This window comes from Bacillus halotolerans (genome assembly GCF_004006435.1).
Taxonomy (GTDB): Bacteria; Bacillota; Bacilli; order Bacillales; family Bacillaceae; genus Bacillus; species Bacillus halotolerans.
In genome coordinates, this window is the sequence record NZ_CP029364.1 from 2,742,058 (window position 1) to 2,756,144 (window position 14,087).

Here is a 14,087-nt window from a genome sequence, read left to right on the forward strand (position 1 = left end):
ACTAAAATCATCTGATCCGGTATTTTACAATCAATGTAAGCAATCAGGAGGTGCTCATAAAATGAATGAGGTTGTGTCAGTAAGAAATGTCACAAAACATTTTCAGCAAAAAACAGCAGTGAAGAACATTCATTTCAGCATAGGAAAAGGAGAGATCGTGGCCATCCTTGGCCCGAATGGCGCAGGGAAGACAACAGCGATCTCTATGATGCTGGGATTGCTGAAGCCAAGTGAGGGTGAAATCAAATTATTTAACCGTCAGCCTGATGAAAAACAGGTGCGTGAAAAAATCGGTACCATGCTGCAGGAAGTAAGTGTCATGCCGGGATTAAAGGTCTGCGAAACCCTCGAGCTTATCCGCAGTTATTATCCCCATCCATTATCCATGAAAGAGCTTGTCTCGCTGACAGCACTCACAAAAGAAGATTTGAAAACACCGGCAGAGAAATTATCCGGCGGACAAAAACGCCGTCTGAGCTTTGCTTTGGCACTTGCCGGCAATCCGGAGTTACTTGTATTTGATGAACCGACTGTCGGAATGGACACGACATCAAGACACCAGTTTTGGAAGACAGTGAACAGCTTGGCGGATCAAGGAAAGACCATTATTTTTTCAACTCATTATTTACAGGAAGCAGATGATGCCGCGCAGCGCATTTTGTTTTTTGCTGAAGGACGGCTTGCCGCAGACGAAACGCCGAAGCAAATCAGAGCAAGGATTCAGAAGCAGTCTGTTTCCTTTAAGGTTTCATCGGATGAATCATTGGAAAAGCTCTATCGGCATCCGGAAGTAGAACGAGTGACTCAAAAGCATCAGCGAGTCAGCATTCAAACGTCAAATACTGATAAAGTGTTAGGGCTCATCTTTCAAGAAAACATCAATGCACATGATATTCGAATCGAACAAGGAACGCTCGATGAGGCATTTCGACAGCTTGCTGACGGGAACAGGGAGGCGATGTGAGATGAACATGCTGCGGAAACAGTGCATAGCTGAAATGAAAAGGGTGCTCAGGAATAAATACTTTGTGTTTTGGTCGCTTGTTATGCCGATTGCCTTTTACTATCTCTTTACAAACGTAGTGAATACCAATGTTCCTGACAAGGATGCCTGGAATGCCCATTATTTAATGTCAATGACCACCTTCAGCGTAATGGGTTCGTCTATGATGACGCTTGGAATCCGTTTGGTACAAGAACGGGCACAAGGCTGGTCAGTTTTTATCCGCATCACGCCTCTGCCGGATCATATTTATTTGGCGGCTCAGATGATCGGGCAAAGTGTCATTCATCTTTTATCTATTACTGTCATTTTTCTTGCCGGCGCCATCATAAACGGCATTGACTTGTCACCGTTTGAATGGGTCATGAGCGGGCTTTGGATTTTAATTGGGGCATTTCCGTTTTTAGCGTTAGGGACATTAATCGGTCTCATGAGAAAAGTAGAAACGGCAGCCGGGGTCAGTAATGTGCTTTACATGCTGCTAGCGATAAGCGGTGGCATGTGGATGCCGATCGAGGTCATGCCGGACATATTGAAAAACATAGGTCAGTGGCTCCCGTCTTATCATTTTGGGAGCGGAGCGTGGGCTCTTGTTCAAGGCGAGCTTCCAACCTGGAAAAATATTCTGATGTTAATCGCTTATTTAGTGATCTTCATGCTACTATTTAAGTATATAAGAAGAAAACAAGAAGCGGTGTAATACATGAAACTCATAAATTCCATATTTCCAAAGCATTTCGGTTTTTTCCCTTATATCTTTTTGGTGTATACCATTATGCCGTTTCTTTCTTTATTGAGAGAATCAGGCAGCAAACAAGTGCTGGGATATGGCATGCTGCTCCTATTTGTTGTGACATATCGTCAATTGTTCGTCAGTGCGGACAGACCTTCATTTACGTATTGGTTATGCGCGCAAATGGCCATTATTTTTATTTATAGTTTGTTTTATCATATCAGCTATATTTATTTAGGCTTTTTCCCGGCAAACTTTGTAGGCTATTACCGTGAGAAAACGAAGTTCAACCGTGCTTTCTTTGGGCTTGTCTTCATGCTGATATTTCCTTGCGTGTATCATTTTCTGGCGGATTTGGCCTCGATCAGGGAGCTGTTTTCTGTTCTTCCGTTTCTGGTCATTATGCTGATTTCTCCCTTCGGAATTCGTTCCATGTTTCGAAGAATAGAGCTTGAAAAAAAGCTTGACCAAGCCAACGAACATATAAAGGAACTCACCAAAAGAGAGGAACGTGTTCGGATAGCCCGCGATCTTCATGATACACTCGGCCATACCCTCTCGCTCCTCACGTTAAAAAGCCAGCTGATTCAGCGGCTGGCGGCAGCAGATGCAGAACGGACCAAGCTTGAAGCGAAAGAAATAGAAACAAGCTCGCGTGCGGCACTCAAACAAGTTCGTGAGCTTGTAGCGGATATGAGAACGGTCACCATGACGGAGGAGCTAGCCAACATTCGGCACATTTTAAGAGCGGGTAATATTACCTTTCAATACGAAGGGGCCGAAGATTTTTCAGACATATCCCCCGTCACTCAAAATATTGTCAGTATGTGTATGCGGGAGGCAGTGACAAATATCATCAAGCACAGCAAAGCGACCCATTGTGCAGTTACCATTTCTCAATATGCCGACAAAATGACCGTTCTCATACGGGATGACGGAACAGGAGCGGTGAAGGAGAAGATGTTTGGGAATGGATTGCGGGGAATGGAAGAGCGGCTGATGTTTATTGACGGAGAGATGACTCTTTCAGACCATAACGGAACGGTGTTGACACTGACGATTCCGCTCATTAGAAAAGCAGATGATAGGAGGACGAAATAGATGATTCGTCTGTTTATTGCTGAGGATCAGCGAATGCTTTTAGGCGCTCTGGGATCCTTGCTTGACCTGGAAGAGGATATGAAGGTCATCGGACAAGCGTTAAATGGAGAAGAGGCGCTGAAAGCCATTCTCAGGCTGGAGCCGGATGTCTGCATCATGGACATTGAAATGCCGGTTCACAGCGGGCTGGAGGTTGCAGAGGAGCTAATGAAAAAAGGCTGTAAAAGCAAGGTCATTATTCTGACAACCTTTGCCCGCCCAGGATATTTTGAACGCGCCGTCAAAGCCGGCGTACACGGATATCTTTTGAAGGATGGGGAAATTGACGATCTGGCAGATGCCATACGAAAGTGTGTAAAGGGAAAACGGATGTTCAGCCCGGAATTAACCTTCAACATGATTCGTGATGAAAATCCGCTGACTGTAAGAGAACAAGAAATACTGCGGCTGGCTGCTTTAGGCAAGACAACAAAAGACATCACACTTGAACTCTATTTATCTCAAGGCACAGTCCGAAACTATATTTCAGAAATCATCCAAAAACTGAATGCGAAAAACCGGACAGAAGCGGCTAGTATTGCTGAGGAGAAAGGATGGATTTAATGAGGAACCTGGTTAATCATACATAACCAGGTTCCCTTTTATTTACATGGTTATTTTTGGTTGGTCTATTTGTCCGCAAAGCTGGTACTATACACCAGGGTTATGGGATATGTCAGGTTCAGCGTTCATCGGTGCTTTTTTGTTTGAAACCCTTTTGCGCTAATGAGGGGAGGCGCGGGTTGGATCGTCCTTCTCAGTGCTCTTTCGTTCCTTTATCTCTTTGTGAAAACATATAAGAAATACGCAGGAACATTAAAAAGCAATATCAGCCCTTTTGAACGCTCTGTCCTATGTACAGGCGTTTTTTTATTGTTGAAATCATTAGAAAATGCTTTCAATTTTGTGTCCAAATAGTGTACGATATTGGTAAAAGCTTTAACTTCAGGTCATCAGATGACCAGATCATATATTGGGGATGAGAGAGGGGTTCATCATGAAAGTCTCACTTTTTGTCACTTGTCTTGTTGATATGTTTCAAACAAACGTAGGAAAAGCAACGGTGGAGCTGCTTGAGCGGCTCGGATGTGAGGTTGATTTTCCGGAGGGGCAGATCTGCTGCGGCCAGCCGGCTTACAACAGCGGTTACGTCAATGACGCCAAAAAAGCAATGAAACGAATGATTGAAACGTTTCAGGAGTCAGATTATGTCGTCAGTCCATCCGGTTCCTGCACCACAATGTTCAGGGAGTATCCACACCTGTTTAAAAATGATCCGAAATGGGCGGATAAAGCGCAGAAGCTGGCGGATAAAACGTATGAATTAACAGATTTTATCGTCAACGTCCTTGGGGTAGAGGATGTCGGCGCGACCCTTCATAAAAAAGCGACCTTACATACGTCATGCCATATGACAAGGTTGCTCGGCGTATCGGAGGAGCCGATGAAACTGCTGAGCCATGTAAAGGGGCTTGAATTCACGTCACTTCCGGGGAAACACAACTGCTGCGGATTCGGAGGAACATTCTCTGTCAAAATGGCGCAGATTTCTGAGCAGATGGTTGATGAGAAAGTCGCATGTATGGAGGATACGGGAGCAGAGGTGCTCATCGGCGCTGACTGCGGCTGTTTGATGAATATCGGAGGTCGGCTTGATCGTAAGGACAAGAATGTCAAAGTGATGCACATCGCCGAAGTGCTCAACAGCAGATAACACTGGATACAGAGGGGGAAAAGGATCATGGCGATGAAAATCGGTACTGACGCTTTTAAAGAGCGGGTATCACAGGGGATCGATAATGAATTTATGAGAGGCGCTGTCTCGGGTGCGCAGGAGCGTCTGCGGACGAGACGGCTGGAAGCAGCCGAAGAGCTGGGAAACTGGGAAGAATGGCGTTCGTTATCTGAGGAGATCAGACAGCATGTCCTTGAAAATCTTGATTTTTATTTGGAGCAGCTTGCATCCAATGTATCAAGCAGAGGAGGACACGTTTATTTTGCTGAGACAGCTGAAGAAGCATCCTCTTATATCCGCAGCGTGATTCAAAAGAAAAACGGCAAAAAAATCGTAAAGTCTAAATCTATGGTGACAGAAGAAATCAATCTGAATGAAGTGCTGGAGAAGGAAGGCTGCGAAGTCGTCGAAACTGACCTCGGCGAATATATTTTGCAGATTGATGATCATGACCCGCCGTCACATATTGTGGCGCCGGCTCTTCATAAAAATAAAGAGCAGATTCGCGATGTGTTTAAGGAAAGACTGGATTATAAACAGACAGAAAAACCGGAAGAGCTCGTCATGCATGCGCGCGGCATCCTTCGGAAAAAATTTCTGGAAGCCGATATCGGCATTACCGGCTGCAACTTTGCCATTGCCGACACGGGTTCAGTCAGCCTTGTAACCAATGAAGGAAACGGGCGGCTTGTCACGACATTGCCGAAAACACAAATTACTGTTATGGGAATGGAGCGCATTGTCCCGTCATTTTCCGAATTTGAAGTGCTTGTCGGCATGCTGACAAGAAGTGCTGTCGGACAGCGGCTGACGAGTTATATCACGGCCTTAACCGGCCCAAAACTGGAAGACGAAATCGACGGCCCGGAGGAATTCCATCTTGTCATTGTTGACAATGGCCGGTCCAACATTCTCGGCACCGAATTTCAGTCTGTGCTGCAATGTATCCGCTGTGCTGCCTGTATCAATGTCTGCCCTGTGTACCGCCATGTCGGCGGACACTCATACGGCTCGATTTACTCGGGGCCGATCGGGGCCGTTTTATCGCCGCTGCTCGGCGGTTATGACGATTATAAGGAGCTGCCGTACGCGTCTACACTGTGCGCGGCTTGTTCAGAAGCGTGCCCGGTCAAAATCCCGCTTCATGAGCTGCTTCTCAAGCATCGTCAGAACATCGTCGAAAAAGAAGGCAGAGCGCCGATCAGTGAAAAGCTTGCGATGAAAGCGTTCGGTCTTGGGTCTTCCTCTTTGTCGCTTTATAAAATGGGCTCAAAATGGGCGCCGGCCGCCATGACGCCTTTTACAGAGGATGACAAAATTTCAAAAGGGCCCGGCCCGCTTAAAGGCTGGACGCAAATCCGCGACTTCCCGGCACCGCATAAATCAAGATTCAGAGACTGGTTTACAGACAGAGAAACAAGTGAACGCACGAAGGAGGAGCAGTGATGACGAAGGGAACCATTCAGAATCAAGAGAGCTTTTTAAACCGGATCGCGTCACGCCTTGGCCGAGACAGAAGAACGGGTGGCGTGGCCGTCCCTGAGTGGGCGCATCAGCCGCAATATAAAACATTTGAAGGGTATTCGGCCGATGACTTAGTCACGGTGCTCAAAAACCATTGTGTCAAAATCCATACTGAGCTGATTGAGACGGATTCAACCGGTTTGTACGATGCCTTGCGCGAACAAGTCAGCCGGTTTTCCGGAGGGCCTGTCATCATTCCGAAGGACCCCCGGTTTGAGGCTTACGGTTTAAATAGCCTGCTCACCAAAGACTGGCCTGGTGAAGGAACGCAAGTCTGGGAATGGGATGCTGACCAAGGTGAAGAAAATATCAAAAAAGCGGAGCAAGCCAATGTGGGGATTACATTCAGTGAAATCACACTGGCCGAGTCGGGTACGGTTGTCCTTTATTCTTCAAAAGACATCGGCCGCTCTGTCAGTCTTCTGCCGACAACCTATATTGCCATTGTGCCGAAATCAAGCATAGTGCCGAGAATGACACAAGCCAGTGATATCATCCGGCAAAATATGGCTGACGGTATCACGGTTCCCTCATGCATTAACTACATTACAGGACCGAGCAACTCCGCCGACATCGAAATGGATTTGGTGGTCGGTGTTCACGGTCCGGTTAAAGCGGCTTATATTCTCGTATCTGACCGCTGATCTGAAAAAGCCCGGCAACTTATGCCGGGCTTTCTGCTTGAAAAAACTTCATTTTCCAAAAATTTGGCCGATGAGAAGAATATGACGTCAAAAAGGAGGGAACGAAATGAAAAAGTGGCTGATCATAGCTGTTTCACTAGCTATTGCGATCGTTCTGTTTATGTATACAAAAACAGAAGCAAAGGCGGCCGGTATGACATTAGGCTATACAACCGGGATACGGCATCATACAATTCTCTTACGAAGTACCATAAATATATCAGCTCCATTGCCACTGATACGTTTGCGTTTGATAAAAACGGACGTGTGATTGGCGATGTCCCGAGCAAGCAGCTTACATACGCGAAGAAAAATAAAATCAAAACGTGGGCCGTCATTTCCAATTATAATGACGCTATTTATGATTTTGACGGAAACTTAGCGAATCGGGTCATGACTGACAAAACAGCGAGAAAACGATTCACAGACCAGCTCATTTCTTTGGCAAAAAAGCACCACTATTACGGAGTCAATATTGATTTTGAGGCAGTTAATCCGAAAGACCGTTCTGCATACTCAAGCTTCATTCAATATGTCTCACAAGCTTTGAAAAAGAAACATATCAAAACAATGGTTTCCGTTCCGGCCAAAAGTGCCGATGATAAAAACGATGACTGGAGCTGGCCGTATGATTATGCGAAAATCGGGAAATATGCCGACTATGTGCAAGTCATGACTTACGACGAACACGGCATTTGGGGCGAACCGGGCTCAGTGGCAAGCACAGGCTGGATTAAGCGCTCGCTGCAGTTTTCTGTCAAAAAAATCAAAGCAAACAAAGTGATCATGGGGGTCCCTGCGTACGGCTATGATTGGGATCTGAAAGACGGAAGCAGCAGCTCAGCGCAGGAATGGAATGACATCAAGTCCCTCATTAAGAAGCAGAAAGCAAAGCCGGCATTCAATAAAAAAACAGGTTCTATGACGTTTTCTTACACTGACAAAAAGAAACATAAACATGTCGTTTGGTATGAAAATGAAAAAACAATCGAAACAAAAAGCCGTCTGGCGAAACAATATAAAATAGCCGGTGTCTCTGTCTATGCTTTAGGACACGAATCGGAATCCTTCTGGAAGGCCATTCAGAAAGGGACAAAATAACAATTTCTTTTTTCTCGCAAGTTATTGACAGAGAAAAGAGAAGCACGTATATTATGTTAATATATTCAGATCATAAAATTTAAGTTTTTCAGAAAACTAAAACACATAGATTGGGAGCAGTAAAAGAAAGGTATCAGTACAGAGAGCTACGGGATGGTGCGACGCAGCCTGATTCTTCTTTGAACTCGCCCGGGAGTGGTAGGACGAAACGGAATAGATTGAATATTCCCCATGTTTTAACGGCTAACCTTCGTTACAGGGTCAAAAAGCTGGATTCTTCTAGGAAGGATCAACAAGAGTGGTACCGCGGTCAGCCGAAGGCTCGTCGTCTCTTTATCTATTCGTATAGATAAGAGACGGCGGGCTTTTTTTGTTTTTGAAGACGAGAAGGAGAGGAAAAAGAGGATGAAAAAGGACAATCAGACGTTAAAACGCACGATGACGTCCCGCCATATTATGATGATGGCGCTGGGCGGTGCAATCGGAGCAGGTTTATTTAAAGGAAGCAGTTCGGCAATTGATGTGGCAGGGCCATCGGTCATTATCGCATACCTGCTCGGCGGCATTATTTTGCTGTTTATAATGCAGGGGCTCGCAGAAATGGCTGTGCGCAACCGAAACGCGAGAACCTTCCGTGATCTTGTGCAGCAGGTGTTAGGAAATTACGCTGCATATTTCTTGGACTGGATCTACTGGAAAATGTGGGTGCTTAACATTGCGGCTGAGGCTGTTGTAGCTGCGATCTTTATTCAATATTGGCTGCCGGGCTGCCCGATCTGGGTGCTGGCATTAGCAATTTCTCTTGTTGTTACGATTGTGAACTTGCTTTCTGTAAAAATCTTCGCCGAAACTGAGTATTGGCTGGCTATGATCAAGATTACCGTTATTGTTATCTTTATTTTATTAGGATTGCTGCTCTTATTTGTATCATTCGGTGATCATACAGCGGCCGGGTTTTCGAATCTGACAGAGCACGGCGGATTTTTCCCGCACGGCGGCACAGGGCTGATTACGGCGATGCTTGTCGTCATCTACTCTTACGGCGGTACAGAAATTATCGGTGTGACGCTTGCTGAAACAAAGAACCCGGAAAAGGTTGTTCCGAAAGCTGTCCGCAGCACACTGACACGGATTGTCGCGTTCTACCTGCTGCCGTTTTTCATCATCGTCAGCCTGATCCCGTGGAATCAAGTGAATTCCGTTCCGGAAAGTCCTTTCGTGATGGTCTTTAAAATGGTTGGCATTCCGGGCGCGGATCATATCATGAACGCAGTCATCCTTTTGGCGATCATTTCTTCAATGAACTCAGGTTTATACGGATCGTCCCGCATTTTGTATACACAGGCAACTGACGGAAGACTGCCGCGGATCTTTTCTAAGCTTTCATCGAAAAACGTCCCGATGTTTGCGATACTGATGTGCACTTCTTCTTTATATATTGGCGTATTGATTTCTCTGTTCGCCGGAAGCCAGACATTTAATTACTTAATGGGGTCACTGGGATATACAGTCTTATTTATTTGGCTGATCATCGGATTGGCCCATTTGAAATCAAGAAAACATCAAACAGAAACACCTGCTTATTATGTCAAATGGTTCCCGTACACGACATGGTTTGCGGTTCTGGCATTACTCGCCATTCTGATCGGGGTCATCATGACAACGTCAATTGTCATTACGCTCATCACTGCGGCGATCTACCTTTTGATTACAGTTGCATATTTGGTCAAAGGACGCAAGTATCAGTAAATAAGAAAAACCCTCTTGCCACATCCGGCAAGAGGGTTTTTCTTATTGTGCGGCCTTCTCCTTTACACCAATCGACGCGGTTTTCTGTGCTTTGGATTTCGAATTCACGAGGCAGATGCTCGTGACAATCAGCAGCAGACCCGCCAAGAGGCTTAAGGTGAGCGGTTCATGCAGGAAAATGGAGCTGGCCACGATTGATATGAGCGGGATCAAAAAAGTATATGATGCGACCTTGCTTGCTTCTCCTGAACCGACAAGGGTAAAAAAGACAAGCCAGCCGAGCGCGATGACGAATACAGAGATGAACAGCAGGCTCGTGATAAAAGGAGCTGTCCATTGGATCGCGGAAAAGCTTTCTGTCCCAAAGCCGGATATCAACAGAAGCACGCTTCCGATCGTCAGCTGCAAGGCGACCATCCAAATGGAATCGACGCGGCTCCCTGTTTTTTTCATATATACCGTCCCGAACGCCCAGCTGATTGCGGAACCGAGAGCGAGCAGAACCCCAATGACAGAAATATGCCCGCCAAAGCCCGCGGCACTAATGACCGCTACACCTGCAAAACCGAGGATCAGCCCGATCACTTTCATCGCAAACATCGATTCGCCAAGCCACAGCCAAGAAAACACACCCATCAGCACCGGCTGAAAGAAGACGATAGCGGAAAACAAGCCGGCTGGAAGATAATTCAGCCCGATCGTTTGCAGGCCGTAGAATAACGTAATATTTAAAAGAGCAGAAACAAGATAAATCGGCCACGTCTCTTTAAAACGCAGTTTATGAATACGCGGCAATGCGACAATCACTAATAAAAGCCCGCCGATCAGCGTCCGGATGCCCGCAAACAATAAAGGCGGCGAATAGGCGAGCGCGGCTTTCGACAGCGGCCAATTGACCCCCCACATGATAACGAGAAAGGCGAGAAGGAGCGCTGTCCGCGTTTTTGATAGCTGCTTCACTTTTGATCACTCCTTGTAGAACATTTCCATCATATGATACGGTAGAACATAAGATAAATAAAATGAATCTTTTTTATGAGGAGCATAAGTAAATTGTTATGACCATTACACAATTAAGGGTTTTCGTCAAAGTAGCTGAAACGGGGAGTTTTACAAAAGCGGGACAGGCGCTGAACATGACACAGCCGGCTGTCAGCCATGCCATTTCCGCGATTGAAGCCGAGCTTGATGTGAAATTGATCATCCGTGACCGCAGAAACGGCCTGATGCTTACGGACACGGGAAAAAAGATCTTAGTCCATATCAGAGAAGTGTTAAAAGGAATAGAAAAAGTTGAGCAGGTCGCAGCGGCAGAAAAAGGGCTTGAGCTGGGAACAATTCATATTGGCACATTTCCAACCGCTTCCGCTTATTTTATGCCGAAGCTGATCAGCGAGTTTAAACAAAGGTATCCGAAATTAGAGCTTGTTTTGCATGAAGGAACCGTAGATGAAGTCAAGGAGTGGCTTCACACGCGGATGATAGATGTCGGCATTCTTCTGTATCCAACAGAGGAGATGGAGTACATTCATCTGAAAAAAGATAAAATGGCCGTCGTGCTCAGAGATGATCATCCGCTTTGCAGCCGTTCAGCCATTACGCTGAAAGATCTCGATCATGAACCGATAATCGTCTGTGACGGCGGCTATGAATCACCTTTTCACGATATGTTCAGGCAGGCGGGCGCTACGCTGAACGCCGCTTTTACAGTCTATAACATGAACACCTCGATCAATATGATCAGAGAAGGCTTGGGGCTGGCGATTTTATCAGAAATGTCCATGTCGGGAATGCCGCTGCCGGAGCATGTGGTGACGCGGGATCTCGATCCGCAGGTGTATCGGGATGTGCAGCTTGCCGTTCCTTCATTACATGAGGCTTCTTTGGCGGCTAAGCTTTTCATTGAGATGGCACAGGAACTGTTTGCGTAAAAATCAAAATAAAGAAACGTAATTTTTATTGTTCGAATCTCATCGAATCAAATTCTTTTAATCCTAAACGCAGTTGTGTTATGGTGTGATAGAAGTCCTTTCGATAAAGACATAACAGCATGAGGCTGTTTACTTATATCACAACTGCAAAGGAGAACAATATGTCTAACAACCAACGCAAAGATACCTTGCTTTCTGTCTTGAATTTATCTCCTGTTGTTCAAGGGGGAACGATAGCAGAGTCATTCCGAAACAGCATGGACTTGGCGCGCCGTGCAGAGGAGTGGGGCTATCACCGCTATTGGCTTGCAGAGCATCATAATATAGAAGGTGTCGCAAGCTCTGCCACATCGGTTCTGATTGGCCATATTGCCGGCGGTACAAAGAAAATCCGCGTCGGTTCCGGCGGTATTATGCTTCCGAACCACTCTTCACTTGTCATCGCTGAACAATTCGGCACACTGGAAACACTGTATCCCGGACGGATTGATCTGGGGCTCGGACGTGCACCGGGAACAGACCAATTGACTGCAAGGGCGCTCCGCAGAAACATCAGCAGCGGTGAAGATTTCCCAGAACAATTAGAGGAACTGCGCAATTACTTTAAACCGTCAGGAAATGTGCGCAATCAAGTCCGCGCCATTCCCGGAGAGGGCATAGATGTGCCGATTTGGCTGCTGGGCTCAAGCGGCTTCAGCGCCCGTCTGGCAGGTGAGCTGGGTCTTCCGTTTGCATTCGCTGCTCATTTCTCACCGGCGAATACGGTTCCCGCTTTGGAGCTGTACCGCAATTCCTTTACACCGTCAGAAGTGCTCGATGAACCGTATGCGATGGTCGGCGTAACGATTATCGCCGCAGATACAAACGAGAAAGCGCAGCATCTGGCTACATCGCATTACCAGCGATTCCTTGATCTTGTCCGCGGCACGCCGAACCAGCTGAAGCCGCCAGTAGAAGACATGGATCAAATCTGGAGCCCATATGAAAAAGCAATGGTTCATGAGCAGCTCAGTTCAACCATCGTCGGCGGTCCTGATGAAGTGAAAGAAAAGCTTGAAGACTTTGTCAAAACGACTCAGGCCGATGAAATTATGGTCAACTCAGAAACCTTTGAACACGCTGACAGAATGCGTTCATTTGAAATCGTGGCTGACATTTGGAAAAACAGATAAAGGCCATAAAAAAAAGCAATGTAAAGGGGAAACCCATACATTGCTTTTTTATTCATTCAGCTTTCTTGCGGACTGGCGGATGATCAGCTCAGGCTCAAAAATGACATCTTCCTGCTTAGGCTTTTTATGCTCCAAACAGTCAATAACATATTTTGCAGCCGCTTTTCCCAGCACAGACTTCGGGTGCTTCACAGAGGTTAATTTCACCTCGGAGATTTGTGCGAAATGGGAATCATCATACCCAACGATGGACATATCCTCAGGCACCTTGATATCCATCTCCCGAAGCATATCAATAACCTTCAGTGCAATTTCATCATTATAGCAAAGAATAGCAGTCGGCATGTTTTTGCTGTTTTTCTCCAGTGTCTCTTTTACTTTCTCTAGCAGCTTTGATTCCTTTTCTTCCGTCGTAAACGTCACAATCATATCCGGAGAAGGAAATAACTCACGCTCGCGATGCGACTGTATAAATCCGTTCATCCGTTTGACACCCTGCGTGTCATCAGCTTTAAAAATACCCATCATGTGCGTATGGCCGAGAGAGAGCAGGTGCTCGGCCGCCATCATGCCGCCTTTCACATCATCCAGAGTAAAACTCGGTGCGGCAAGCTCGGCGTATGACGCATTAATCATCGCAAAAGGAATGCCGTTTTTTTCTAAATTGAGATAGTAGCCAATATTCGGCGTTTGCAGAGCGCTTTTTGTCGGTTCTACAATCAATCCGTCAATATGCTGTGACAGCAGGTTTTCTAATCCTCTGCGTTCATTATCCGGATTGTTGTTTGTGCTTGTCAGAAGCATAGAATATCCCTGCTCGCTTAAATAAGACTCGATTCCCCTAATGATGCTCGGAAAAATATAGTCTGATATGTAGGTCGTCAGAACGCCGATCGTTTTATTGGAATGCAGCGCTGATTTAGCAGAGCGTGAAGCGACAAAGGTGCCCCCGCCTTGCACGCTGTAAAGCAGGCCTTGCGATACGAGGTCTCCAATGGCTTTACGAATGGTATGCCGGCTGACGCCAAATTGCTGCATTAACTCGTTTTCGGTAGGGATCTTTTGATCGGGCAGAATTTTGCCTTGATTAATCCATGAACTGATTTCTTCTTTTACTTGAGCATATTTTGGTAACATATCCATTCCTCCAAAATGTATACGGACAAATTTCAGTATATCACAGTGATCTATACAAGAAAACATTGACAGAAAATGCAAACGGGATTATTCTATATTTGTACGTACTAATAAACAATAATTTTCGTTAAATTTTTAAATAAGTACGTACAATTGGGACGAAAAATGTAAACGCTTTA

Annotated in this window: 12 protein-coding genes, 1 pseudogene and 1 other annotated feature; of the genes and pseudogenes, 11 read left to right on the plus strand and 2 right to left on the minus strand. The window is 45.9% G+C overall.

All coding sequences use genetic code 11. The annotated features are described in order from the left end of the window. Nucleotides 1-61: 61 nt before the first annotated feature. The 9 genes and pseudogenes from DIC78_RS13985 (at nucleotide 62) to DIC78_RS14030 (ending at nucleotide 9,668) form a co-directional block, all read left to right on the plus strand. On the plus strand, nucleotides 62-964 hold the full coding sequence (locus DIC78_RS13985) for an ABC transporter ATP-binding protein (RefSeq protein ID WP_095712985.1): 903 nt from the start codon (nucleotides 62-64) through the stop codon (nucleotides 962-964). 1 nt (nucleotide 965) lies between these two features. After that, nucleotides 966-1,703 carry an ABC transporter permease gene (locus DIC78_RS13990; RefSeq protein WP_024122909.1) on the plus strand — a complete coding sequence of 246 codons (738 nt, stop codon included), beginning with the start codon at nucleotides 966-968 and terminating at the stop codon, nucleotides 1,701-1,703. A 3-nt stretch (nucleotides 1,704-1,706) separates the two neighbouring features. After that, the gene (locus tag DIC78_RS13995; protein ID WP_127696462.1) at nucleotides 1,707-2,837 is read left to right on the plus strand and encodes a sensor histidine kinase; all 1,131 of its coding nucleotides are present in this window, start codon (nucleotides 1,707-1,709) and stop codon (nucleotides 2,835-2,837) included. Further along, entirely contained in the window at nucleotides 2,838-3,440 is a 603-nt protein-coding gene (gene yvfU, locus DIC78_RS14000; protein WP_024122907.1) for a two-component system response regulator YvfU, read from the plus strand. It abuts the gene before it with no gap. 433 nt (nucleotides 3,441-3,873) lie between these two features. Further along, complete coding sequence (locus tag DIC78_RS14010; RefSeq protein ID WP_127696463.1) at nucleotides 3,874-4,590, plus strand: (Fe-S)-binding protein; 717 nt, start codon at nucleotides 3,874-3,876, stop codon at nucleotides 4,588-4,590. Between the two features lie 27 nt (nucleotides 4,591-4,617). After that, nucleotides 4,618-6,057, plus strand: a complete 1,440-nt coding sequence (lutB, locus tag DIC78_RS14015) for a lactate utilization iron-sulfur protein LutB (protein WP_044159168.1) — start codon at nucleotides 4,618-4,620, stop codon at nucleotides 6,055-6,057. After that, the gene (gene lutC, locus DIC78_RS14020; protein WP_106019579.1) at nucleotides 6,057-6,779 is read left to right on the plus strand and encodes a lactate utilization protein LutC; all 723 of its coding nucleotides are present in this window, start codon (nucleotides 6,057-6,059) and stop codon (nucleotides 6,777-6,779) included. The genes lutB and lutC overlap by 1 nt, the downstream gene beginning before the upstream one ends. 106 nt (nucleotides 6,780-6,885) lie before the next feature. Next, nucleotides 6,886-7,919: pseudogene (locus tag DIC78_RS14025) on the plus strand (glycosyl hydrolase family 18 protein). 97 nt (nucleotides 7,920-8,016) lie between these two features. Next, nucleotides 8,017-8,255, plus strand: a binding site (T-box leader). Between the two features lie 69 nt (nucleotides 8,256-8,324). Further along, nucleotides 8,325-9,668 carry an amino acid permease gene (locus DIC78_RS14030; protein WP_127696464.1) on the plus strand — a complete coding sequence of 448 codons (1,344 nt, stop codon included), beginning with the start codon at nucleotides 8,325-8,327 and terminating at the stop codon, nucleotides 9,666-9,668. Nucleotides 9,669-9,710: 42 nt separating this feature from the next. Here the strand turns inward: DIC78_RS14030 and DIC78_RS14035 are convergent, their stop codons facing one another. After that, nucleotides 9,711-10,628: a DMT family transporter gene (locus DIC78_RS14035; RefSeq protein WP_127696465.1), complete on the minus strand. Its 918-nt coding sequence runs from the start codon at nucleotides 10,626-10,628 to the stop codon at nucleotides 9,711-9,713. Between the two features lie 98 nt (nucleotides 10,629-10,726). Here DIC78_RS14035 and DIC78_RS14040 point away from each other — a divergent pair, with 98 nt between their 5' ends. Together DIC78_RS14040 and DIC78_RS14045 are read left to right on the plus strand one after the other, a co-directional pair. Beyond that, the gene (locus tag DIC78_RS14040) at nucleotides 10,727-11,599 is read left to right on the plus strand and encodes a LysR family transcriptional regulator (RefSeq protein WP_127696466.1); all 873 of its coding nucleotides are present in this window, start codon (nucleotides 10,727-10,729) and stop codon (nucleotides 11,597-11,599) included. Nucleotides 11,600-11,760: 161 nt separating this feature from the next. Further along, the gene (locus tag DIC78_RS14045) at nucleotides 11,761-12,771 is read left to right on the plus strand and encodes an LLM class flavin-dependent oxidoreductase (RefSeq protein WP_106019574.1); all 1,011 of its coding nucleotides are present in this window, start codon (nucleotides 11,761-11,763) and stop codon (nucleotides 12,769-12,771) included. A 48-nt stretch (nucleotides 12,772-12,819) separates the two neighbouring features. Here DIC78_RS14045 and araR read toward each other — a convergent pair whose 3' ends face one another. Next, complete coding sequence (gene araR / locus DIC78_RS14050; protein ID WP_024122897.1) at nucleotides 12,820-13,908, minus strand: arabinose utilization transcriptional regulator AraR; 1,089 nt, start codon at nucleotides 13,906-13,908, stop codon at nucleotides 12,820-12,822. Between the last annotated feature and the right edge of the window lie 179 nt (nucleotides 13,909-14,087).